General features: G+C 73.7%; 23 protein-coding genes. 6 read left to right on the forward strand and 17 right to left on the reverse strand.

The features are described 5' to 3' along the window. The first annotated feature begins 71 nt into the window (after positions 1–71). Positions 72–968 carry a GNAT family N-acetyltransferase gene (locus tag ELR47_RS14875; protein ID WP_130650594.1) on the forward strand — a complete coding sequence of 299 codons (897 nt, stop codon included), beginning with the start codon at positions 72–74 and terminating at the stop codon, positions 966–968. A 17-nt stretch (positions 969–985) separates the two neighbouring features. Beyond that, positions 986–2,101, forward strand: a complete 1,116-nt coding sequence (menC, locus tag ELR47_RS14880) for an o-succinylbenzoate synthase (RefSeq protein ID WP_130651426.1) — start codon at positions 986–988, stop codon at positions 2,099–2,101. Between the two features lie 16 nt (positions 2,102–2,117). Here menC and ELR47_RS14885 read toward each other — a convergent pair whose 3' ends face one another. Beyond that, positions 2,118–3,464 (reverse strand): DUF2254 domain-containing protein, encoded by a 1,347-nt coding sequence (locus ELR47_RS14885; RefSeq protein ID WP_165404114.1) that lies wholly within the window; start codon positions 3,462–3,464, stop codon positions 2,118–2,120. A 122-nt stretch (positions 3,465–3,586) separates the two neighbouring features. Between ELR47_RS14885 and ELR47_RS14890 the strand changes: the two genes are divergently transcribed. The 3 genes from ELR47_RS14890 to ELR47_RS14900 all read left to right on the forward strand — a co-directional run bounded on the left by ELR47_RS14890 (position 3,587) and on the right by ELR47_RS14900 (position 6,455). Then, positions 3,587–4,645, forward strand: a complete 1,059-nt coding sequence (locus ELR47_RS14890) for an ATP-dependent DNA ligase (RefSeq protein ID WP_130650596.1) — start codon at positions 3,587–3,589, stop codon at positions 4,643–4,645. Between the two features lie 102 nt (positions 4,646–4,747). Next, positions 4,748–5,788 (forward strand): prolipoprotein diacylglyceryl transferase, encoded by a 1,041-nt coding sequence (gene lgt, locus ELR47_RS14895; protein WP_165404115.1) that lies wholly within the window; start codon positions 4,748–4,750, stop codon positions 5,786–5,788. A gap of 37 nt (positions 5,789–5,825) precedes the next feature. After that, a complete protein-coding gene (locus ELR47_RS14900) occupies positions 5,826–6,455 on the forward strand; it encodes a TetR/AcrR family transcriptional regulator (RefSeq protein WP_165404116.1) in 630 nt (209 codons plus the stop codon). Here the strand turns inward: ELR47_RS14900 and ELR47_RS14905 are convergent. From ELR47_RS14905 to pdhA, 5 genes are all read right to left on the reverse strand, one after another. Continuing rightward, positions 6,452–7,309 (reverse strand): GNAT family N-acetyltransferase, encoded by an 858-nt coding sequence (locus ELR47_RS14905; protein WP_130650599.1) that lies wholly within the window; start codon positions 7,307–7,309, stop codon positions 6,452–6,454. The two genes, ELR47_RS14900 and ELR47_RS14905, sit on opposite strands and share 4 nt — an antisense overlap. Positions 7,310–7,318: 9 nt before the next feature. Then, positions 7,319–8,770, reverse strand: a complete 1,452-nt coding sequence (lpdA, locus tag ELR47_RS14910) for a dihydrolipoyl dehydrogenase (protein ID WP_130650600.1) — start codon at positions 8,768–8,770, stop codon at positions 7,319–7,321. Positions 8,771–8,782: 12 nt separating this feature from the next. Next, complete coding sequence (locus tag ELR47_RS14915) at positions 8,783–10,315, reverse strand: dihydrolipoamide acetyltransferase family protein (protein ID WP_130650601.1); 1,533 nt, start codon at positions 10,313–10,315, stop codon at positions 8,783–8,785. 100 nt (positions 10,316–10,415) lie between these two features. Further along, positions 10,416–11,387: an alpha-ketoacid dehydrogenase subunit beta gene (locus ELR47_RS14920; protein WP_130650602.1), complete on the reverse strand. Its 972-nt coding sequence runs from the start codon at positions 11,385–11,387 to the stop codon at positions 10,416–10,418. 2 nt (positions 11,388–11,389) lie between these two features. Next, positions 11,390–12,493: a pyruvate dehydrogenase (acetyl-transferring) E1 component subunit alpha gene (gene pdhA / locus ELR47_RS14925; RefSeq protein ID WP_205745292.1), complete on the reverse strand. Its 1,104-nt coding sequence runs from the start codon at positions 12,491–12,493 to the stop codon at positions 11,390–11,392. Positions 12,494–12,841: 348 nt separating this feature from the next. Between pdhA and ELR47_RS14930 the strand changes: the two genes are divergently transcribed. Next, positions 12,842–13,252 (forward strand): universal stress protein, encoded by a 411-nt coding sequence (locus ELR47_RS14930; RefSeq protein ID WP_130650603.1) that lies wholly within the window; start codon positions 12,842–12,844, stop codon positions 13,250–13,252. Between the two features lie 103 nt (positions 13,253–13,355). Here ELR47_RS14930 and ELR47_RS18470 read toward each other — a convergent pair whose 3' ends face one another. The 11 genes from ELR47_RS18470 to ELR47_RS14980 all read right to left on the reverse strand — a co-directional run bounded on the left by ELR47_RS18470 (position 13,356) and on the right by ELR47_RS14980 (position 21,794). Then, the gene (locus ELR47_RS18470) at positions 13,356–13,520 is read right to left on the reverse strand and encodes a hypothetical protein (protein WP_165404117.1); all 165 of its coding nucleotides are present in this window, start codon (positions 13,518–13,520) and stop codon (positions 13,356–13,358) included. A 173-nt stretch (positions 13,521–13,693) separates the two neighbouring features. Beyond that, positions 13,694–14,527, reverse strand: coding sequence for an enoyl-ACP reductase FabI (fabI, locus tag ELR47_RS14935; protein WP_229730560.1), 834 nt, complete (start codon positions 14,525–14,527; stop codon positions 13,694–13,696). A 30-nt stretch (positions 14,528–14,557) separates the two neighbouring features. Next, on the reverse strand, positions 14,558–14,953 hold the full coding sequence (locus tag ELR47_RS14940) for a holo-ACP synthase (RefSeq protein WP_130650604.1): 396 nt from the start codon (positions 14,951–14,953) through the stop codon (positions 14,558–14,560). Further along, on the reverse strand, positions 14,950–15,687 hold the full coding sequence (locus ELR47_RS14945) for a lysophospholipid acyltransferase family protein (RefSeq protein WP_130650605.1): 738 nt from the start codon (positions 15,685–15,687) through the stop codon (positions 14,950–14,952). Before ELR47_RS14945 ends, ELR47_RS14940 begins: the two co-directional genes overlap by 4 nt. Beyond that, a complete protein-coding gene (locus ELR47_RS14950) occupies positions 15,684–17,165 on the reverse strand; it encodes an acyl-CoA carboxylase subunit beta (RefSeq protein ID WP_130650606.1) in 1,482 nt (493 codons plus the stop codon). Before ELR47_RS14950 ends, ELR47_RS14945 begins: the two co-directional genes overlap by 4 nt. A 22-nt stretch (positions 17,166–17,187) precedes the next feature. Continuing rightward, positions 17,188–18,453, reverse strand: a complete 1,266-nt coding sequence (gene fabF, locus ELR47_RS14955; protein WP_130650607.1) for a beta-ketoacyl-ACP synthase II — start codon at positions 18,451–18,453, stop codon at positions 17,188–17,190. A gap of 62 nt (positions 18,454–18,515) precedes the next feature. Continuing rightward, a complete protein-coding gene (locus ELR47_RS14960; RefSeq protein ID WP_130650608.1) occupies positions 18,516–18,761 on the reverse strand; it encodes an acyl carrier protein in 246 nt (81 codons plus the stop codon). A 112-nt stretch (positions 18,762–18,873) separates the two neighbouring features. Continuing rightward, a complete protein-coding gene (locus tag ELR47_RS14965; RefSeq protein WP_130650609.1) occupies positions 18,874–19,596 on the reverse strand; it encodes a 3-oxoacyl-ACP reductase family protein in 723 nt (240 codons plus the stop codon). A gap of 2 nt (positions 19,597–19,598) precedes the next feature. Beyond that, a complete protein-coding gene (locus ELR47_RS14970; protein WP_205745294.1) occupies positions 19,599–20,591 on the reverse strand; it encodes a beta-ketoacyl-ACP synthase III in 993 nt (330 codons plus the stop codon). 29 nt (positions 20,592–20,620) lie between these two features. Continuing rightward, positions 20,621–20,851, reverse strand: a complete 231-nt coding sequence (locus tag ELR47_RS14975; protein WP_130650611.1) for a hypothetical protein — start codon at positions 20,849–20,851, stop codon at positions 20,621–20,623. 25 nt (positions 20,852–20,876) lie between these two features. Next, complete coding sequence (locus tag ELR47_RS14980) at positions 20,877–21,794, reverse strand: ACP S-malonyltransferase (RefSeq protein WP_165404118.1); 918 nt, start codon at positions 21,792–21,794, stop codon at positions 20,877–20,879. Between the last annotated feature and the right edge of the window lie 248 nt (positions 21,795–22,042).

Genomic DNA, 22,042 nt, shown 5'->3' on the forward strand with positions numbered 1-22,042 from the left:
CGCGTTCGCGCCCACCCGCTTCCACGCCGCTCGCGGCGCAGTAGCGTGCCCCGCCACGCAGGAGGGCGTCCATGGCCGAGGCGGGCATGATCGAGCAGGCGTTGGCCACGGCCGCGCGGGCGGCCGACGCCGCCGGGGTACACGTGGTCGAGCGCCACGGCCACGCGGACATGCCGGCGGTCACGGACCTGTTCGACGCCGTGTGGGGCCGGGACGCCACCAGCGGCGGGACCCTGCCGCCCGAGGCGCTCACGGCACTCGCCGGCGCCGGCGGGCAGGTCTCGGGTGCCCTGCGTGGCGTGGAGCTGGTGGGGGCGACCGCCGCCTTCGTCGGGCTGGCCGAGGACGGCGAGGTGTTCCTGCATTCGCACGTCACCGGCGTGGCGCCGGGCGCCGCCGGCGCCGGCGTCGGCCGGGCGTTGAAGTGGCACCAGCGGGGCTGGGCGCTGCAGCGCGGCATCCGACGGGTGCGATGGACCTTCGATCCGCTCGTGCGCCGCAACGCCGTGTTCAACCTCGTCGTACTGGGCGCCGGCGTGAGTGGATACGCGGAGGACCACTACGGTCGGCTGCGTGACGCCCGCAACGCCGGCGCTCCCACCGACCGCCTGATCGTCGACTGGGAGCTGGGCGCGCCCCGGGTGCAGGCCGCCGCGACGGGCCGGACCGCCGAGCCCGACGTCACCGCCATGCGCCGTGCCGGGGCCGCGCCGCTGCTGCGCCAGGAACCCGACGGCACGCCCCACCTGACGCCCACGGATGCCGAGCGGCTGCTCGTGCAGATCCCGGCCGACATCGAGGCGATACGGGGGCAGGACCCCGACCTCGCCGTCGCCTGGGCCGCCGCGCTGCGGGCGACCCTCGGGCACGCCGTGCGACGTGGACTGCGGGTCACCGGCTGCACCCGTGACGGCTGGTACGTGCTCAGCGCCGACCGCGCGGTGCACGAGCTGGCGGCTCGGGCATGAGCGCCGCCCTGCCGGCGGTGACCGTCGAGCGCCTCGAGCTCGTGCGGGTCTCGCTGCCGCTGGTCACCCCGTTCCGGACCTCGTTCGGGGTGCAGCACGAACGCGACGCCCTGCTCGTCCACGTCCGGGCGCGGGAGGCGCAGGGTTGGGGCGAGTGCGTGACCCCGGCGGCGCCGGTCTACTCCGAGGAGTACACCGGCGGCGCCGCGCACGTCCTCGAGCACCAGCTGGTGCCCCGGCTGTTGGCCCCCGGACGCACCCTGCGGGCCGAGGACGTCGGCCTGCGCCTCGCCGGCGTCCGCGGGCACCGCATGGCGCGTGCCGCGCTGGAGTCGGCGCTGCTCGACGCACAGCTGCGTGCCGCCGGACGCTCCCTGGCCGTGCACCTCGGCGCCACCCGCGACCGGGTCGCGGCCGGGGTCTCGGTCGGGATCCCCGACGGGGGGATCCCGGAGCTGCTCGAACAGGTCGAGGGCTACCTCGACGCCGGCTACGTGCGGGTCAAGGCCAAGGTGGCCCGCGGCAGCGACGTCGCCCCCATGCAGGCCCTGCGAACCCGGTTCGGTGCCCGACTCCGACTGCAGGTCGACGCCAACGCCGGCTACGACCCCGACACGCCGGCCGACGTCGCTGCCCTCGACGCGCTCGACGAGCTCGGGCTGCTGCAGATCGAGCAGCCGTTCGCTCCCGATCGACTGCTCGCCCACGCCGCCCACGCCGCCCGGTGGCGTACGCCGGTGTGCCTGGACGAGTCGATCACCGACGCGGCGCGGGCCGTCGAGGCCCTCGCGCTGCGGGCCTGCCGCATCGTCAACGTCAAGCCGGGCCGGGTCGGAGGTCCGTTCGAGACCGTACGGATCCACGACGCCTGCCGGGACCGGGGCATCCCCGTGTGGTGCGGCGGCATGCTCGAGACCGGGATCGGTCGGGCACTCAACGTCGCGGTCGCCGCGATGCCCGGATTCGAACTGCCGGGTGACACCTCCGCCTCCGACCGCTACTTCCGCGAGGACCTGACGGACCCGTTCGTGCTCGTCGACGGCCACCTCGCCGTCCCGACGACGCCCGGGATCGGGCGCGAACCCCGCGACGAGGTGCTCGCGACCGCCACCCGGCTGCCCCTGGCGGGCTGACCGGTCGACGCGGACGTCACACCTCCGACTGCACCGTCGGCGGGCGGCGCCCCTCGTCGAGCGTGCGCAACGCCACGTCGGCGCAGGTACGCACGCGCTGCTCGTCGGCGGGGTCGTCGAGGTCGGCCAGCGCGACGGTGCGTCGCACCTGGTCGCGGACGTCGGCCGCCCGGTCCCCGTGATCGGCCACGCGTTCGGCCACGTCGGTCAGTGCCTGCAGGACCGCGAGCAGCACGGCCGGCTCCGTGGCGCCGTAGCGGCGGACCTGCCCGACGGCGAGCTCGAGGTGGTCGGCGAACGTTGGCCGCGGGGCCGCGACACGGATCCTGCCCTGGTCGTCGTGTCCGAGGTCGGCACCCAGCGGATGGTCGGCGAGCACGATCAGCACCGCGCCGATCTGTCCGACGGCCTGTGCGGCGGTCGTCGGGTCGTTGACGCCGGTCGACAGCGCCCGCCCCGCGATGTCCTCGAGCTGGCGGATCCCGAAGGCGATGTCGCCGGTCTCGGTGCGCTCGGGTCCCAGGTGCAGCGCCCCGTGGAGGTCCGGCGCGAGGCGGTCGTCGTCCGCCGACGGCGGACGCCCGTCGACGCCCCACACCCAGGCCAGCGTGGTGCCCTTGGCGACCCACGAACCCGGCAGCGGACGCAGCCGTACCACCACGCCGTGCCGTTCGGCGACCGCCACCAGGGCCGCGGCGTCGACCGTCTGCAGATAGCCGCCGGTGCGTGCCCGTACCACGCCGGCCGTGGCCGGCGGCTCCGGCGGCGGGGCGTCGGGCAGGTCCCCGCGGTCGGCGGCCAGCTCCCGCAGGTGCCCGAGCGTCTCGCGCCGGATCGAGGCCATGATCACCTCGACCCGCAGCTGACTGGACAGGTGGTGCAGGAAGTACACCACCAGCCCGACGGCGACCAGGGCGTAGAGCAACGCGAAGGTGGTCGCGAGTTCGGGCACGAAGGCTTCGCCCTCCTCGGGCGAGCGCACGTGCCGGAGCACCGAGACGTGGAACACCCCCGAGCCGACCAGGCCCGTGAGCACCAGTTGGACGCTGCGGTCCTTGAGGAAGGTCCGCAGCAGGCGGGGCGAGAACTGCGACGAGGCCATCTGCAGGGCCACGATCGTGAGCGAGAACACCACGCCCATCACGGTGAACGTGGCACCGGTCAGCTGGCCGAGCACCTCGTGGGCGCCGGCCGCGTTGCCCGTGAAGGCGATCGCGTCCGGGACGCCGCCCCCCTCGGGCTCGAGGGCCACCAGGATCCGCGCGAGCGCGATCGAGAGCACGACCCCGACGGCCGGCAACAGCCACAACGAGTCCTGCAGGTCCTCCCACCATCCATGCACGCGTACCGGCAGGCCGGGCACGGTCGCTCCTCGGTCGTCGGGCAGCGTCCACGTCGGCGTCCGCCCCCGATCAGGACCCCGTCGGCGTCCGAGCATGGCAGGCTGTCCTCCCCGCCGCCGGCCGGTGCCCCCGGAGGACGTCCATGCCCCTGCCCCTGGCTCCCCCCGTCGACCCCATGCTCGCCACGCTCGCCCGCGAGCTGCCGACCGGTCGGTTGTACTACGAACCGAAGTGGGACGGCTTCCGGTGCCTGGTCTTCCGCGACGGCGACGAGGTGGTGCTCCAGAGCCGCAACGGCAAGCCGCTCGACCGCTACTTCCCGGAACTGTCGGCACCGCTGCGCCGGCTGCTGCCGCCACGGTGCGTGGTCGACGGCGAACTGGTGGTCCCCCGCGGCGGCGTGCTCGACTTCGACGCGCTGTCCGAGCGGATCCATCCGGCCGCGTCCCGGGTGCGGATGCTCGCCGAACGCGACCCGGCCCGCTTCGTGGCCTTCGACCTGCTCGCGCTGGAGGACGAGACGTTGCTGGACGCGCCCTTCACCGTTCGGCGGGCCAGGCTGGCCGACGTGCTCGGCCGGGTCGAGGCACCGGTGCACCTCACCCCGGTCACCGACGACCCGGCCACGGCGGCCGACTGGTTCGCCCGCTTCGAGGGCGCCGGACTCGACGGGGTGATCGCCAAGCCGGCGGACGGTCCGTACACCCCGGGCCGACGCACGCTCGTCAAGGTCAAGCACCAGCGCACCGCCGACGTGGTGGTGGGTGGCTTCCGCTGGCACAAGGACGGCCAGGGGGTGGGGTCACTGCTGCTGGGGTTGTACGACGACGGCGGAACGCTGCGGCACATCGGCGTCGCAGCGGCGTTCGCCGCCGGACGACGTCGCGAGCTCGTCGAGGAACTCGCGCCCTACCGGCCGACCGACGAGGCCCCGCTGGGCGAGCACCCCTGGGCCGACGGCGACGGGGTGGCCGGGACCCCGCGGGGACCCTCGCGGTGGAACCAGGCCAAGGACACCAGTTGGCAGCCGCTGCGCCCCGAGCTGGTCGCCGAGGTCGCCTACGAGCAGTTGCAGGGCGACCGGCTCCGCCACGGCGCCCGCCTGCTGCGGTGGCGGCCGGACCGCGACCCGACGTCCTGCCGCTACGACCAGCTCCAGACGCCACCGCCGGCCGAGCTGGCCCAGCTGTTCGCCGTCTGAACCGGGACGGCCGCACTGCGCGCCCGTTTCGGCGCGACGGTCCAGCCGGACACCGGCCGCCGGCTACCGTCCCCGGACGACTCCCGTCGTCCGAGGACCATCGTGCTGCCGCTGCTCGCCACCATCCCGCCCCCGCCGGGCACCGGCGGGTTCGAACTCGGACCGCTCGACGTCCGTCTCTACGGGGTGCTCATCGCCCTGGGCGCCTACCTCGGCCTGCGTCTGACCGTGGCCCGCTACCAGCGCCTGGGCGGCGACGCCGACGTGGCCGAGAAGGCGGCCCTGGTGGCGTTGGCCGGTGGCTTCGTCGGCGCCCGCATCGGCTACGTCATCCCGCGTCTGGACCACTTCCTGGCCAACCCGCAGGAGATCCTGGCGATCTGGCAGGGCGGGTTGACGCTGTTCGGTGGGCTGTTCGGTGGCAGCCTCGCGGGACTCCTCTACGCCCGTGCGCGGTCGATGGACGTCGCCGGCTTCGCCCACGCGATCGCACCGGCGCTGCCGCTGGCGCAGGCCATCGGGCGCTGGGGGAACTACTTCAACCAGGAACTGTACGGGCGCCCCACCGACCTGCCGTGGGCGCTCGAGGTCGAGCCGGCGCACCGGCGGCCCGGCTTCGAGCAGTTCGAGACGTTCCACCCCACGTTCCTGTACGAATCGATCTGGAACGCCCTGCTGGTGCTGGTCCTGCTGCGCATCGACCGCACCGGTCGCGTCCGCCGAGGCGGACTGCTGTTCGTCTACCTGATCGGCTACGGCATCGGCCGGGCATGGATCGAGGCGCTGCGCATCGACACCGCCGAGCGGTACCTCGGCTGGTCGCGCAACAACTGGATCGCGCTGCTCGTGGTCATCGGCGGGGCCATCGGCCTGTGGTGGTGGCAACGTCGACCGGTGACCGCGACGCCGGACACGGCAACCGGGCCGACCGACCACGCCGCCGACGCCGGGGATCCGGACCACACCGGACACGCCGAGCACGCCGAGCACGCCGAGCACGCCGATGCTCGGCAGCGTCCCGGGGACGACACCGGTCCCGCGTCCTCACGTCCCCACGACCCGACCCGCTCGCGTCCCGGGTCCTCCGAGCTGGGCGCCGCCGGCTCCGGTGACACCGACGCCGCCGACGACGATCCCCGTTGACACGACAGCCGGGCCGCCAGACCCGAAGGAGCGCGCCGTGACGACCACCCGACCGAGTCGCCGCGAGGAACAGCGGGCACACACCCGCGACGAACTGCTCGACGCCGCCGCCCGGGTCTTCGCCGAGCGTGGCTACCACGCCGCGTCGGTCGACCTGGTGGCCGAGGCCGCCGGCTACACCAAGGGCGCGGTCTACTCGAACTTCGCCTCCAAGGAGGAGCTGTTCCTCGAACTGCTCGACCGCCGCATCGAGACGGCGATCGCCTCGACCGAACAGCTGCTGTTCGAGCGACCCGCCGACGAGCGCGACGGGCTCTTCGACGGCGAGCAGCCCGAGGTCGAGGTGGCCGACCGGGAGTGGTTCCTGCTCGAGACGGAGTTCCTGCTCTACGCGGCGCGCAACGAGCAGGTGCGCGAACGCGTCGCCGAACGGCAACGCCGCATCCTGGCCAGCGTCAGCGAACTGATGCGGCGTCACCTCGACGAGCTGGGGGTCGAGGAGGACCGCCTGCCGGCGCAGGAGTACGCGCGGGTGCTGCTCGCCGTCAGTTCCGGCATGCTCCGGGCGTCCCTGGCGCAACCCGAACTGGCCGCCATGGTCGGCGAGATGATGACGACGGTGGGTCGCGCGATGGTGCACCAGGCCACGCAGGCACCCGCGTCCTAACGCGGCCGTCGGTGCCGCCGGCCGTGCACGACCACGCCGGCCGCCGCCAGTGACCGGCGCCAGGCGTCCTGCGGCACGCGCAGGAGTGAGGGATCCACGTGCCGCTGCGCGAGGTGGCCGGCCGGCGCCATCCACAGATGCGGCTCGCGGTAGCGCCCCTCGTCGCGCTCGAGTTCGACGACGGCCGGCTTGATCGCACCCGGGAGCAGGTAGGGCCCCGACGTCGGGACGGCACGTCCATAGAACCGCTCCACGTCCGCGAGCGGTGCGCGGGCCTGGAGCGAGCGTTCCACCACCAGCACCGGGTGCATCCCGGCCTCCCAGGCAGCGGCCAGCCAGCCGTCGCGTGGGCGCCCCGCCGCGTCGGTGGCGGCGAGGTAGCGCGCGAAGGGCACCAGGGGATGATGCCGCTTGTCGTGGGGACGGACCAGCACGAGCAGGCGTTCGAGCCCCGCTCCGGCGGCCAGCTCGGGCAGGATCCGCAGCACCCCGCTGCCGATCCCCTGCCCCCGGTGATCGGCCGCGACGGTCACGTCGGCGACGGCGAGGCAGTCGGCATCGCCACGCCGGTCGGCGAGCTCGGCGGCGTCCACCACGTCCCCGGCCCCGCCGACGGGCGCCCCGGCGCTGGTTCCGTCCCAGGCGAGCCGAACGGCGCGGACGACGGCCACCGGCGCTCCGTCGAGGCGCCCGAGCCACTGGCTGTCGGCTGCGACCGCGTCGAGGTGGGCGCGGTGCCGGGCCGTCGCCGCGGCGAGGAAGGGCGACACCTGCCCGGCCTCGACGCGCCGGAACTCGTCGCGGAGTTCCGGCGCGTCGGCCAGCGGCGTCCAGTCGAGCCGTGCGGGCGGCACCGACGACGCTCAGGCGCCGTGGAAGGGGAGTCCGGCCGCGCTCTGGAACGCCTCACCCATGGCCTCGTACAGCGACGGGTGGGCGTGGGTGATGGCGGCCAGTTCGACCGGCAGCGCCTCCCAGGTCGTCGCCAGGGTCGCCTCGGCGATGAGGTCGGTGGCGTGCGGACCGACGATGTGGACGCCGACGACCGGTCCGCCCGAACCGGTCGCACCCGTCGGCGTGCCGTCGGTGCGGTGCACGACCTTCACGAACCCGTCCGTGCCGGCCAGGATGCCCTTGGCGTTGTGCTTGAACGAGCTGGTCTCGGTCGCCACCGCGTCCCCGAAGGCCTCGCGGGCCTCGGCCTCGGTCAACCCGACCGAGGCGACCTCCGGGTGGCAGTAGGTCACCCGCGGCGTGTGCGTGTGGTCGACGGGCTGGACCGCGTCGAGGCCGTCGCCCTCGACGCCGGACGCGAGCGCGATCCGATCGGCCACCACGAAGCCCTCGGCGAAGGCGGCGTGGGCGAGCGCGAGCGTCGGACGGACGTCACCGACCGCCCACACGCCGTCGAGCTTGGTCGCGCCCCACTCGTCGGTGGTCACGAAACCCCGTTCGTCGAGCAGGCCGAGCTCGTCGGCGCCGATGTCGGCGGTGTTGGGGCCGCGCCCGGTGGCGACCAGTACCCGGTCCACCTCGAGGACGCGGCGCTCGCCGTCCACCTCGACCTCGACCCGGGCGAGGTCCCCGTCGCGCTCGACCGACTGCACCCGTGCCGAGGTCAGCACCTCGATGCCACGCGCGGCATAGGCCTTGGCGATTGCGGCCGAGCTGTCGGTGTCCTCGAGCGGCAGGACGCGCTCGAGCGCCTCGACGACCGTGACCTCGCTGCCCATGGGGCGCCACATGGAGGCGAACTCCATGCCGATCGCCCCCGCACCGATGACCACGGCACGCGCCGGCGGCTCGGTGAACCACAGGGCGTGGTCGGAGGTCTGCACGACCTCCCCGTCGATCTCCACCCCGGGCAGGCCGCGCGGCACCGACCCGGTGGCGATGACGACATGACGGCCCTGCACCCGGGTTGTCGAGCCGTCCCCGGCGCTCACCTCGACCTCGACCCGGCCGTCGGCGCCCTGGAGCAGGCGTCCGCGGCCGGCGTGGCGGGTGGTGCGCTTGGACACCAGGAAGTCGAGCCCCTTGAACATCCGGGTGATGACGCCGTCTCGGAAGCCGGACAGTGCGTCCCCGTCGAGCCCCTCGTAGGAGACCTTCAGACCCATGATGTCGGCCCGGTGCACCTCCTCGAGGACCTCGGCCACGTGCAACAGCGCCTTGGACGGGATGCAGCCGCGGTGCAGACAGGTCCCGCCGACCTTGTCGGACTCGACCAGGGCGACGTCCAGACCACGGGCGGCGGCGCGGAAGGCGGTCGCGTACCCGCCCGGGCCGCCACCGACGACGACGATGTCGTGCATGGGTCGTCCTCCTCAGCTGTGCAGCAGGATACGGGCGGGGTTCTCGCACAGGTTCGCCACGTAGGTGACGAACCGGCCGGCCTCGCCGCCGTCGCTGATGCGGTGGTCGAACACGAGCGAGAACTTGCAGGTGCGCCGCACGGCGAGCTCGCCCTGCACGACCCACGGCCGCTCCTCGATCGCGCCCACGCCGAGGATCGCGCCCTCGGGGTGGTTGATGATCGGGTTGCCGTCGTCGTTGCCGAACGCCCCGTAGTTGGACACGGTGAAGGTGCCACCGGTCATGTCCCCCGCACCGATCGAGCCGTCCCGGGCCGCCGTGGCGAGCCGGTTGAGCTCGGCGGCGATCTGCAGCGTCGACTTGCCGTGGGCGTCCTTGATGTTGGGCACCACCAGGCCACGGTCGGTGTCGGCCGCGAAGCCGAGGTTGACGTGCTCGTGGAGCCGGATCTCGCCCGCCTCGCGGTCGATCATCCCGTTGAGCGTCGGGAAGCGCCGCAGTCCGAGCACCACCGCGCGCAGGATCAGCGCGAACGGGGTCACCTTGACGTCGAAGCCGTCGGCCCGGGCCTGCTCGGTGAGGTCCTTGCGCAGCTCCCACAGCTCGGTGAGGTCGGCCCACTTGGTGCAGGTGGCCTCGGGGATCTCGCGGCGCGAGACCTCCATCTTCTCCACGATCCGCTTGCGGATGCCGCGGATCGGCTCCACCTCGCCCGGGGTACGCCCGCGGAAGCCCGGCACGACCTTCTCGCCCCCGCCGGCGAAGCCGGCGAACGGATCCGCGGCCGACGCGGCGGCCACGCCCGCGGTGGGCGCCGGCGCGCTCGCCGGGGTCTGGGTGGCGGCGGCCGTCGCCTGGGCGCCCTGGCCGCCGCTCGCGGCGGCGTGGACGTCCTCGCGGGTGATCACGCCCTCGGGGCCGGACCCGGGCGCGATGTCGGCCAGGTCGACGCCGAGGTCCTTGGCGAGCTTGCGCACCGGCGGCTTGGCCAGCGGCCTGACCGGCGCGGCCTGCGCCTGACCGTCGTCCGCCGCGTCGGCCGCGGCGCCACCCCGACGGCGGCGGCGTGCCCCACCCTTGCCCTGTCCGTAACCGACCAGCGGCTGGGGCTCCTCGTCGGCGTCGAGGCCGGTCGACTTCGCTCCCGCCTCGCCCTGGTGGACCTCGCCGTAGAGCCCGGCGTTCTCCTCCACGGACTTGGCGGCGGCGGCGGCACCTGCCTCGAACCCGCCCTGTGCCGGGGATGCCTCGGTCGCGGCCAGCGTTGCCGGCTCGTCCTCGACCACGGCGCCGCCCTCGACGTCGAGGTCGATGCGCAGGAACACGGTGCCGACCTGCAACGCCTCACCGACCTCGCCGACCTGCTCGACCACGCGGCCGGCGAAGGGCGAGGGCACGTCGACGACGGCCTTGGCCGTCTCGACCGAGGCCACGGTCTGGTTGAGCTCGATCACATCGCCGACCGCGACGTGCCACTCGACGATCTCGCCCTCCTCGAGGCCTTCCCCGAGGTCGGGCAGCTTGAAGTCCTTCACGTCTGCCATTTGCGATTCCCACCTTGACGGCGCCGCCGTGGGCGCCTCGAGCACGGCTTGGGCACGACCGCGTCGGGGCGCCCCGCCGGGGCGCCCCGCGCGATCGGGATCAGTAGGCGAGCGTCCGCTCGACGAGGTCGAGGATCCGGTCGACGTCCGGGAGCCAGAACTCCTCGAGCTTGGCCGGCGGGTAGGGCGTGTCGTAGCCCGTGGCGCGCAGGACCGGGGCCTCGAGCGAGTAGAAGGCCCGCTCCTGGATCCGTGCCGCGATCTCCGCGCCCATGCCCAGCGTCTGCGCCGCCTCGTGCACCACGACCGCGCGGCCGGTGCGCTGCACCGACGCGACGATGGTGGGCGTGTCCAGCGGGTTGAGCGAGCGCAGGTCGACGACCTCGAGCGACCAGCCCTCGTCGGCCGCCGCCTCGGCAGCCTCCATGGCCGTGCGCACCATCGGGCCGTAGCAGAACACCGACACGTCGGTGCCCTCGCGCCGGACGACCGCCCGGTGCGGCGCCTCGGTCTGCACCGGCAGTTCGGTCTCGGACTTCATCCAGTAGCGACGCTTGGGCTCGAGGAAGATGACCGGGTCGTCCATCGCGATGGCGGCCCGCATCATCGAGTAGGCGTCGTCGGGCGTGCCCGGCGTGAACACCTTGAGGCCCTGGGTGTGGGCCCAGTACGCCTCGGGCGACTCGGAGTGGTGCTCGACCGCGCCGATGCCGCCGCCGTAGGGGATGCGGATGGTCACGGGCAGCTTGACCGTGCCACGCGACCGGTTGGGCATCTTCGCCAGGTGGCTGACGATCTGCTCGAAGGCCGGGTAGGTGAAGCCGTCGAACTGCATCTCCGGCACCGGCCGGTAGCCGTACATGGCCAGGCCGATGGCGGTGCCGATGATCCCGGACTCGGCCAGCGGGGTGTCGAAGCAGCGGGCCTCCGAGAAGGTCTCCTGCAACTTGTCGGTGACCCGGAAGACGCCGCCGAGCTTGCCGACGTCCTCACCGAAGACGAGCACGCGCTCGTCCTCGGTCATCGCGTCGTGCAGGGCCTGGTTGATCGCCTGTGCGAGTGTGACCGCCATCCTCAGCCCTCCTGCGCCGCGTCGAGCTCGGCCCGCAGCTGTTCGCGCTGCCCCTCGAAGTGCCCGGTCGGATCCACGTAGACGTGCTCGAACAGCTCCATCGGGTCGCCGTGCGGCGCGTCGTAGATGCCCGCACGCACGTAGGAGGCGACCTCCTTGGCCTGGTCCTCGACGGCCTGCTCGAGTTCGGCGTCGTACAGGTCCCGCTGCTGCAGGAAGTTGCGCATCCGTACGATCGGGTCGGTCTTGGCGGCCTCGTCGAGCTCCGTCTGTGTGCGGTAGCGCGACGGGTCGTCGGAGGTGGTGTGCGCCTCCATGCGATAGGTCAGCGCCTCGATGAAGGTCGGGCCCTCACCGCTGCGGGCGCGCTCCACGGCCTTCCTGGTGACCGCGTAGGTCGCCAGCACGTCGTTGCCGTCGCAGCGGCGGCCCGGCAGTCCGTAGCCGACGGCCTTGTGGGCCAACGTCGGCGCAGCGGTCTGCTTGTCCAGCGGCACGGAGATCGCGTACTGGTTGTTCTGGACGAAGAAGATGACCGGCGACTTCATCACGCCGGCGAACGTCATCGCCTCGTGCGGGTCGCCCTCCGACGTGCCGCCGTCCCCGTAGTAGGTCATCGTGACGATCGGGTTGCCGTCGAGCCGGGCGCCCATGGCGAACCCGGTCGCGTGCAGGGCCTGCGTGCCGATCGGGATCGACATCAGCGCGAAATGGTGCTTGTAGGGGTCGTGGTCGCTGAGCCACGTCCCGCGGTAGAGGTGCAGCAGACCGGCGGCGTCGCACTGGCGCACGAGCGCGGCGCCGAGCTCGCGGTAGGACGGGAAGATCCAGTCCTCCTCGCCCAGCGCGTAGGCGGAGCCGACCTGGGCGGCCTCCTGGCCCATGCACGACGCGTACACGCCGAGCTGGCCCTGGCGCTGCAGGTTGATCGCCTCGCGGTCGACCTTGCGGGTGACCAGCATCAACCGGTACAGCTCCCGCAGACCCGCGTCGTCCAGGTCGATCGGGTGCTCGGGATCCTCGTGGTAGGTCCCGTCCGGGTCCAACAGGTGCACGGGTTCGTCGGGAGGCAACAGCTCCCGGGGATCGATGGCAGCGTCGGCCACGTGCCCACTCCTCGTTGTTGGGGCGGCACTCGGGATGACCGGCGACGCCCGACCGTTCGCGACGACGCCGCAGCTCCCTGGCGCCGCCACGCACCACCATCTGCCGCACAGGCGGCCCGCCGGTGGCGCTCGCTCCACCGGGACGCGCGCGGGGTCACCGCCCTCGTCCCGATCCCACGGCTCGGGCCGAGCCGTGTGACCGAGGACCCTAGTCGGCGTGGACGACGGAGCGCACCCTGAGGTCGCAGGGACCGCACGGCGGCGACCGGCGCGCGACCCGTCGCGCGCGGGTCGCCGGCACTAGCATGCCGACGACCCGACGGGCGGGTCATGGGAGGACAGTCACCAATGCGGATCGTCGTCGGTTTCCTGCGCTCACCGGAGGGTCGCGCCGCGCTGGACGCGGCCGTCGCCGAAGCGCGGTTGCGGGATGCGGAACTGCTGGTCGTGCACTCGTTCCGCGGGGGGTCCCGCGACGACGAGGCCGACATCGTCGCCTACCGCGACGAGTTCGAACGGCTCGAACAGCAACTGGCGCAGGAGGGCGTCCGGTACGCGTTGCGCGAGTTCGTCCGCGGCAACGCGCCGGACGAGGACCTGCTGCAGGCGGCCCGCGACGAGCAGGCGGACCTGATCGTGATCGGCATCCGCCGCCGCTCGCCGGTCGGCAAGCTGGTCCTGGGCAGCAACGCGCAGGACATCCTGCTCCAGGCCGACTGCCCGGTCCTGGCGGTCAAGGCACCGGCCGACCGGAGCTGAGCGCCGGCTCGGCCCGCCCGACCGGGCACCCACCACACGACGACGCCGCGCCCTGGCAGGGCGCGGCGTCGTCGTGGTCGGTGGCGTGGTGCTCCCACGCCGGTCAGACGCTGGTCCCGCCACCTCGACTCCGGCTGCGCCCGAAGATGGCGCCGGCGATCAACAGCACGACCGAGATGATCAGCAGCCACCACAGCGCTTCGACGAACAGGCCGATGCCGCCGATGATCAGGGCCAGGATGAGCAACAGAATGGCCAGTCCACCCATGATTCTTCCTCCGCTCGCAGGTCAGGGTCCGTGCCACGAGTTTCGGTGGTGCCGCCGACGAAGGCGGAGCCGCCACACCGGCCGACGGGGACGTTTCCCGGCCGGACGCACCGATGGCGGGGCCGTCCCTTCCGTTCGACCAGCGTCCACACGGCCCTGACCGGCATTGACGTTCAGGACGAACCCAGCTCTGCCGCCGGAGCGGTCGGCGTTCCTGCCCCCATGGCGTGCAGACCGCCGTCCACGTGCAGGATCTCTCCCGTGACCCCCACCACCCAGTCCGACAGCAACGCACAGACGGTCCGGGCCACCGGCGTCGGGTCGGCGAGGTCCCAGCCCAGCGGGGCGCGCTCCTTCCAGACCGTCTCGAAGTCGGCGAACCCGTCGATGGACCGCGCCGCCATGGTGTTGAGCGGGCCGGCAGCGACCAGGTTCACCCGGATGTTGCGGGCACCGAGTTCACGGGCCAGGTAACGGTTGGCCGACTCCAGGCCGGCCTTGGCGACGCCCATCCAGTCGTAGCCGGGCCAGGCGACCTGGGCGTCGAAGTCGAGGCCGACCACCGAGCCACCACCGGCCTGCCCGAGCAGGTCCGCGAACCCGTTGGCCAGTGCGGGGTAGGAATAGGTCGACACCTGCAACGCCGTGGCCACGTCCTCCCAGGGCGCGTCCAGGAATCCACCGCCCAGGCAGCTCGCGGGCGCGAAGCCGATGGCGTGCAACAGCCCGTCGAGACGGCCCCAGCGCTCGGCCACCTGCTCGGCGGCCGCGGCGATGTCCTCGGGACGGGTCACGTCGAGTTCGAGCACCTCGACGTCACCCGGCAGCCGCCTCGCCGAACGCTCGGTGAGGCGGCGGGTGCGGCCGAAGCCCGTCAGCACGACCTCGGCCCCCTCGCCGAGCGCGGTCTCGGCGACGGCGAACGCGATCGAACGGGGGTCGAGGACGCCCGTGAGGAGCAGCTTCTTGCCGGCGAGGAGCATGACGGAGCCTTTGTGCGAGGACATCGTGGTCTGGTGGCGGCGGTGTCGTGTCGTTCAGTCGGTCGCAGCATCGAAGGCGGGGCCGACGACGACGGCCATGGCCACGCCCCCGTCGTGCGCCAGCGAGCAGGCGAGCGGGCTCGGCCGGCCGTGGACGAACAACTGCGGCGCTCCGGACGCCGCGGTGCGGACCTCGACCGCGTGGAACGGCAGCCGCAGGTCCCCCAGGGCCTTGCGGGTGGCTTCCTTGGCCGCGAAGCGGGCGGCGAGTCGGGAGCGCTCGACCGGCGAGCCCGCCGCGACGTCACCGCGGCGGGCGTCGGCACGCTCGCGGTCGGTGAAGACCCGCTCGAGGAACCCGGCCCGCCGGTCGATCGCGGCCGAGAGGCGGGCGATGTCGACCACGTCACAGCCGGTGACCAGCGTCGCGGTGGGCGGTGGAAGCGTCATCCGACCGCTCCCCCAGCGAACGGGGAGAAGTCGTCGGCGCACGTGGTGCGCCCCAGCGCGGCCAGTCGGCACTGCAGGTCGTCGTTGAACTCGCGACGGGCACGTGGTGTGGCCGCCGGGGGTGGCAGCGCCGGTCCGAAACGCACCGTCACCTCGCCGCCGAGCAGGCGGGGCCGGGCGCCGATGGGCCACACGTCGTAGATGCCCGCCACCGCCGCGGGCACGACCGGGACGCCGGTCTCGGCGGCCAGCCGGCCCAGTCCGCTGCGCAGCCGGTGCACGCGACCGTCACGGCTGCGTGAGCCCTCGGGGTAGACGGCCACGGCCCGGCCGTCGGCGACGAGGCCGCGCAGGACCGCCATCGCCTCGGCGTCGCCCTCCCCCCGGCGCAGCGGCACCATGCCGAGCCCGGGCAGCAACGGGCCGAGCAGCGGCCACTGCGTCAGCCGTACGTCACCGAGGAAGTGCACCGGTCGGCGGACGGCGACCCCGAGGGCGAGCGAGTCGGCGTGGGACTGGTGGCTCGAGGCGATCAGCACCGGCCCGTCGTCCGGGACGTGGCGGGTCCCCTCGATCTGCAACCGCAGCCACCGTCGGAGCACCGGCCGCAGCGCCGATCGGACCACCGATCGGGCACCGGGGACCATCGCCGTCGGCGTGGACGGGAATCCCGGCCCGCCGGCCGGCCCGCCCAACGGCGCGGCGGCCGGGGGTACGGGCAGGGACGCACTCACTGCGGCAGGTTGTCGTGCACGAACGCGGGCTGCCGCGCGCCGCGCAGCGAGCGCAGCACGGCGACGAGCGCGTCGCGGGTCTCCTCGGGTGCGACGATCTCGTCGACGCTGCCACGACGGGCGGCGAGGTCGACGTGCATCGCGTCGGCCCGGTAGCTGTCGACCATCTCGTCGCGACGGTGCGGTTCGGTGTCGAGCTGCCGGCGGAAGATGATGTCGGCGGCCCCCTCGGCGCCCATCACGGCCAGCTCCGCGTTCGGCCAGGCGAGCACCGCGTCGGCACCGAGGCTGCGGGAGTTCATCACGATGTAGGCGCCGCCGAACGCCTTGCGCAGCACGACGGTCACCCGCGGCACGGTGGCGGAGGCGAACGCGTGCAGCAGCTTGGCGCCCTTGCGGATCACCCCGCCGTTCTCCTGGGCCGTGCCGGGCAGGAACCCGGGGACGTCGACCATCACGACCAGTGGGATGCCGAACGCGTCACAGAAGCGCACGAAGCGGGCGCCCTTCTCCGACGCGGTCAGGTCGAGCACCCCGGCGAGCCACTTGGCCTGGTTGGCCACGACCCCGACGGTGCGCCCGTCGACGCGGGCGAAGCCGACCACGAGGTTGCGAGCCCAGTGCTCCTGGACCTCGAGGAACCTCCCACCGTCGACGATGCCGCCGATGACGTCGCGCACGTCGTAGGGCTCACGGCCGTCGACGGGGACGACGTCGCGCAGGTCGACCGACGCGGGTGCCTCGGGGACGAGCTCCGGCAGCGGCGCGGACGAGGACGAGGGCAGGTAGCCGAGCAGGTCGCGGGTGAGCGCGAACGCTGCCTCGTCGTCGTCGACGACGAAGGAGGCACAGCCCGAGCGCTCGCCGTGGACCTCGGGTCCACCGAGGGAGCGGGCGTCGACGTCCTCACCGGTGACCGCCTTCACCACCCGCGGGCCGGTGAGGAACATGTACGACTCGTCGGTCATGACGGTGAAGTCCATCAGGGCCGGCGAGTACACGGCCCCGCCGGCACAGGGGCCGAGGATCAGCGCGAGCTGCGGAACACGTCCGGAGGCACCGACGTTGGCCCGGAACACCTGGCCGTACCCGTCGAGGGCCGCCACGCCCTCCTGGATCCGCGCGCCACCCGAGTCGTTGATGCCGACGACCGGCACACCACCGCGGCCCGCCTGCTCGATCGTGCGGGCGATCTTGTCGGCGTGGGCCTCACCGAGCGAGCCACCGAGCACACGACGGTCCTGCGCGTAGACGTTGACGGGCCGACCGCCGATGGCACCGGTGCCGGCGACCACGCCGTCGGTGTCGGGCCGGCGCTTGTCGAGGCCGAACTGGTTGGCACGGTGCTGCCGCTGCGAACCGAGCTCGAAGAAGCTGTCGCGGTCGAGCAGCCGGGACAGGCGCACACGGGCACCGTCACCGGGCTGCAGCGCGGTCGGGTCGAGCGCGGGGGTCTCGACGGAAAGGGTGTCGGTCACGGAATACCTCGGGAGGTCGCGGTCAGGCGCGGGTGAGGACGAGGGCGGCGTTCTGCCCGCCGAAGCCCATGGAGGTCGACAGCACGGCGTCGAGTTCGACCGTGCGGGGCTCGCCGGTCACGACGTCGAGCGCGATGTCGGGATCCTGGTTGGTCAGGTTGGCGGTCGGCGGCACGAGCCCCTCGCGCATGGCCTGGATGGCGAAGATCGCCTCGACCGCACCGGCCGCGCCGAGCAGGTGCCCGGTCACGCCCTTGGTCGAGGTGACCACCATGCGGTCGGTGTGGTCGTCGAACACCGCCCGCAGCGCCCGCGCCTCGGCCGCGTCGTTGAGCGGGGTCGAGGTGCCGTGCGCGTTGAGATGGCCGATGCTGGCCGGGTCGATCCCGGCGTCCTCGACGGCACGGCGGATGGCGAGCACCGCTCCGCCGCCGTCCTCGGGTGGCGCGGTGGCGTGGAAGGCGTCGGCCGACGCACCCGCGCCGGCCACGACCGCGTACGCGGTGGCGCCACGGCGGCGCGCGTGCTCCTCGGACTCGAGCACGAGCACCCCGGCGCCCTCGCCCATCACGAACCCGTCGCGGTCGACGTCGAAGGGACGCGACGCCGCAGCGGGGTCGGGGTTGCGGGACAGGGCCCCCATCTGCGCGAAGGCACTGATGGACAGGGCGGTGATGCCGGCCTCGACGCCACCGGCGAGCACCACGTCCGCCACGCCGGAGCGGATCAGGTCGCGGGCGACGTGGATCGCCGAGGCCCCGGCCGCGCAGGCGGTGTTGACCGTCATGTTCACCCCGCGGGCGCCCGTGCGGATGGCCACGGTGCCGGCCGCGGTGTTGGACAGCATCTTCGGCACGAACATCGGGCTGGCCCGGCTGGGACCCTTGTCGAGGAAGCGCGGGTACTCCTCCGCCCACGTCTCCGCGCCGCCGATCCCCGAGCCGAGCAGGATGCCGACGCGGTCGGGGTCGGTGGCGACGATGCGCTCGGGATCCTCTGCGTCGGGATCCCCGAGCCCGGCGTGTGCCACCGCCTCGCGGGCCGCGATCACGCCGAGGTGGGTGAAGCGGTCCAGCCGCCGCTTGGCGCCGCGGCCGATCTCGGCGTCGGCGTCGTAGGCCGGCACGCGACAGGCGATGGTCACCGGCGTGCCGGCCGCGGCCAGTTGCTCGTCCACCGCGGCCGCGGCCTTGCCGGCCAGGACACCGTTCCAGGCGTCCGCCAGCCCACGGCCGGCCGGTGTCACCAGGCCCATGCCGGTGACCACGACGTTGCGTTGCGAGTTCATCGCGGACTCCTCTCGTGCCCGATCGGGCGGGCGGGGTGGACGTGCGCCCCCGTGGTCATCGGTCAGGCCGCGGCCTGCTGCTTCTCGGCGACCTTGTCGATCGCGTCCTGGACGGTGCGGACGTCCTCGAGCTCCTCGTCCTCGAGCTTCACGCCGGTCTCCTCCTCGAGGACCAGCGTCAGCTCGACGACGTCGAGGGAGTCGAGGCCCAGCGTCTCGAAGGTGGCGTCGGGGGCGACGTCGTCGGCCGGCACGCCGAAGGTGTCGACGAGGATGGTCTGGAAGGTGGCGAACAGGTCCTGGCTCATGGCGATCTCCTGTGGATCTTCGGTTCCCGACGGGGCGTCGGGCAGGGCACCGACCCGCGGGGGCCGGAGAACGAGCGAACGGGTGCGTACGGGGAGGGAGCGGCCGGGATCGTCAGATACCGGCGCCGCCGTCGACGGGGATGACGGCGCCGGTGGTCGAGCCGGCCACGTCGGAGGCGAGGAAGGCGACGGTCGCCGCGACCTCGTCGGGCTCCACGGCCCGGCCGGTCGGCGCCTGCGAGCGCAGCGCCTCGCGGGCTTCGTCACCGAGCGCGTCGGTCATCGGCGTGGCGACGAAGCCGGGTGCCACGACGTTGACGGTGACGCCCTTGCGGCCGACCTCGCGCGCCAACGACTTGCTGAACCCGATCAGTCCGGCCTTGGAGGCGGCGTAGGCGGTCTGCCCCACGTTGCCGCGCAGGGCGACGACCGACGCGATGTTCACGATGCGCCCGAACCGGGCCCGCAGCATCGGCCGCATCGCGGCACGCGAGACGAGGTAGGCGCCGCGCAGGTTGACCTCGATGGTGCGGTCGAAACGCGCCGGGTCGAGGCGCAGCAGCAGGTCGTCGTCGGCGACGCCGGCGTTGTTGACCACGACCGCGAGCGTGCCGCGTTCGGTGGCGTGGGCGACCGCGGCGGCGACCGAGTCCTCGTCGGTGACGTCGACGTGCAGCGGGCTCGCCTCGCCGGGGGCGTCGGCCGCGACCTTCCCGGCTGCATCGGCGTTGCTGCCGTAGCCGACGAGCACGGTGTGCCCGGAGGCGGCCAGGGCGTGGCACGTGGCCGCGCCGATGCCACCGCTGCCGCCGGTCACGAGTGCGATGCGGGTCATGGTCAGCTCTCGTCGCGGGTCGGGGACGGGTTCCAGGTCAACAGGCAGGCGCCCCAGGTCAGGCCGGCCCCGAACGCGGTCAACAGCACCGTGTCGCCCGGGTGCAGCCGGCCCCGGTCACGGGCGTCGGCGAGGGCGAGGGGCACCGAGGCCGCCGAGGTGTTGCCGTGCTGGTCGACGGTGACGTGACAGCGGGCGGCCTCGATGCCGACACGCTGGGCGACCGCGTCGAGGATGCGCACGTTGGCCTGGTGGCCGACGAACAGGTCGACGTCGTCGATGGTGCGTCCAGCCTGCTCGAGCACGTCGCGGGACGCAGCGGTCATGCGTGCCACGGCGTTGCGGTAGACGTCGCCGCCGCGCATGGTCAGGAAGTGCGTGCGCGCGTCCACCACGTCGTGGCTCACCGGGGTGCGGGTGCCGCCGGTCTGGGTCCACAGCATCGACGGGTCGCGGCCGTCGGCGCCGAGGGAGAACGGCCCCAGGCTGCCGTTCGCGTCGGGCACCAGGACCACGGCGCCGGCCCCGTCACCGAACAGGATCGAGACCCCGCGGTCGGTCGGGTCGATGATGCGGCTGAGGGTCTCGGCGCCGATGACGAGCACCGGGGCGTCCTCGGCCACCGTCAGGGCGGCACCGACGCGCAGGGCGTAGACGAACCCGCTGCAGGCGGCCTGCACGTCGAAGGCGCCGACCTCGGTGCCGAGCGCCGCGGCGACCAGCGGGGCGGTCCCGGGCACCATGTGGTCGGGGGTCGTGGTCGCCACGATGACCGCCGCGACGTCGTCGGTCCCCAGGCCGGCGTCGGCCAGGGCCGCCTTGCCGGCCTCGACCGCGAGGTCCGAGGTGGCCTGCTCGGGAGCGGCGTAGTGGCGCTGGGCGATCCCGGTCCGCGACCGGATCCAGGCGTCGGAGGTGTCCAGACCGGCGGCGGCGAGGTCGTCGTTGGTGACGACCCGCTCGGGCAGGTAGGCACCCAGCCCGGCGATGGTCACGGGCAGGCTCGTCCGGCGGCGACGCTCGGTCACCGGCGCACCCACAGGACACCCTCGCCGGCCGCGACGGTCTGGCGGGCGCCGGCCAGTGCCCCACCGATACGGCCGCTGCACGCGGCGCGGACCTCGGCCGGGCCGTAGGCGCCCTCGACGGTGGCGACCACGTCGCCGCGGCGGACGAGCGTGTCGGCCGCGACGAGGGTGCGGACACGTCCGTCGACCGGCGAGGTGACGACGGACAGCGCGGGGATCGGGATCATCGGGGTGGCTCCTGTGCGGGGGTGGTCAGGCGCGGACGCCGGCGAAGCGCTCGACCACGTCGGCGACGTCGTCGGGCGTGGCGGCCGCGTGGACCTGCAGGTCGGGAACGGTGCGCTTGGCGAGTCCGGCCAGCACGCCGCCGGGCCCGACCTCGACCAGGTCGGTGACCCCGAGCTCGGCGAGCCGGCCCTGCACCTCGCGCCAACGCACCGGTGCGAGCACCCCGTCGACGAGCGCGTCGACCACCGCCTGTGCCTCGTGCAGCACCTCGGCGGACGTGCCGGTGACCAGCGGCACGCGGGGGTCGGCGGGACGCAGGGCGGCCAACGCCTCGCGCAGGTCGTCCACGGCCGGCGCCATGGCCGGCGAGTGGAACGCGCCTTCGACGTCCAGGGGCAGCGCGCGTCCACCGGCCTCACGGGCACGCGAGCGGATGCGCTCGACGGCCTCGGGGGTTCCGGCCAGCACCACCTGTCCAGGGGCGTTGTCGTTGGCGACGACCAGGTCGGGGTCCTCGTCGACCAGCACCTGGACGGCGTCGGGCTGGAGCTTGACCAGTGCGGCCATGCTGCCGGGATTGGCGGCGCAGGCGCGGCCCATGGCCGCACCTCGCGCCGCGACCACGCGGGCGCCGTCGGCGACCGGCACGACGCCGGCGGCGATGGCGGCGGTGACCTCGCCGAGGCTGTGGCCCGCGACGACGTCGGGCGCGACGCCGCCGTCGAGCAGTGCCCGCCAGGCGACCAGCGAGGCGGTCAGGATCGTCGGCTGTGCGTCGGCGGTGCGGGCGCCGGTCCCGGCGTCGGCGGCCAGGGCCCACACGTCGCGGTCGATGGCGTCGGCGACGGTGTCGACGACCGCGGCGGCCGGGTGTCCTGCCCAGGCGTCGAGACTGCCGGCGCGATGGGATCCCTGGCCGGGGAACACGAACGCGAGACGCACGGGCAACTCCTGGGGGGACGGGCGGGAGGGCGGGGCGGGGTGGGGCGAGGCGACGGACTGGCGCGGTCGGTGCGGTCGGGCGACGACGCGAACGACGGCGGGAACCGCGAGGCCCGGACCCCACTGGACCTGACACCGACGTCAGATTCAGGGCGATCCCGAGTTGACACCGACGTCAGCGTCTTGTCAAGGACCCCCTCCCCTGTCCGCGGCCGAACGGCGAACGGGGCCGGCGTCCGAAGCTCCGC

The organism is Egicoccus halophilus (assembly GCF_004300825.1).
Taxonomy (GTDB): Bacteria; Actinomycetota; Nitriliruptoria; order Nitriliruptorales; family Nitriliruptoraceae; genus Egicoccus; species Egicoccus halophilus.

Coding starts and splice junctions, on each gene's coding strand:
- ELR47_RS14875 (WP_130650594.1), top strand. CDS start 72: ATGGCCGAGGCGGGCATGATCGAGCAGGCGTTGGCCACGGCCGCGCGG.
- ELR47_RS14930 (WP_130650603.1), top strand. CDS start 12,842: ATGCGGATCGTCGTCGGTTTCCTGCGCTCACCGGAGGGTCGCGCCGCG.
- ELR47_RS14940 (WP_130650604.1), bottom strand. CDS start 14,953: ATGACGCTTCCACCGCCCACCGCGACGCTGGTCACCGGCTGTGACGTG.
- ELR47_RS14960 (WP_130650608.1), bottom strand. CDS start 18,761: ATGAGCCAGGACCTGTTCGCCACCTTCCAGACCATCCTCGTCGACACC.
- ELR47_RS18470 (WP_165404117.1), bottom strand. CDS start 13,520: ATGGGTGGACTGGCCATTCTGTTGCTCATCCTGGCCCTGATCATCGGC.
- ELR47_RS14975 (WP_130650611.1), bottom strand. CDS start 20,851: ATGATCCCGATCCCCGCGCTGTCCGTCGTCACCTCGCCGGTCGACGGA.
- fabF (WP_130650607.1), bottom strand. CDS start 18,453: ATGAACTCGCAACGCAACGTCGTGGTCACCGGCATGGGCCTGGTGACA.
- ELR47_RS14915 (WP_130650601.1), bottom strand. CDS start 10,315: ATGGCAGACGTGAAGGACTTCAAGCTGCCCGACCTCGGGGAAGGCCTC.
- lpdA (WP_130650600.1), bottom strand. CDS start 8,770: ATGCACGACATCGTCGTCGTCGGTGGCGGCCCGGGCGGGTACGCGACC.
- fabI (WP_229730560.1), bottom strand. CDS start 14,527: ATGTCCTCGCACAAAGGCTCCGTCATGCTCCTCGCCGGCAAGAAGCTG.
- ELR47_RS14920 (WP_130650602.1), bottom strand. CDS start 11,387: ATGGCGGTCACACTCGCACAGGCGATCAACCAGGCCCTGCACGACGCG.
- ELR47_RS14965 (WP_130650609.1), bottom strand. CDS start 19,596: ATGACCCGCATCGCACTCGTGACCGGCGGCAGCGGTGGCATCGGCGCG.
- ELR47_RS14890 (WP_130650596.1), top strand. CDS start 3,587: ATGCCCCTGCCCCTGGCTCCCCCCGTCGACCCCATGCTCGCCACGCTC.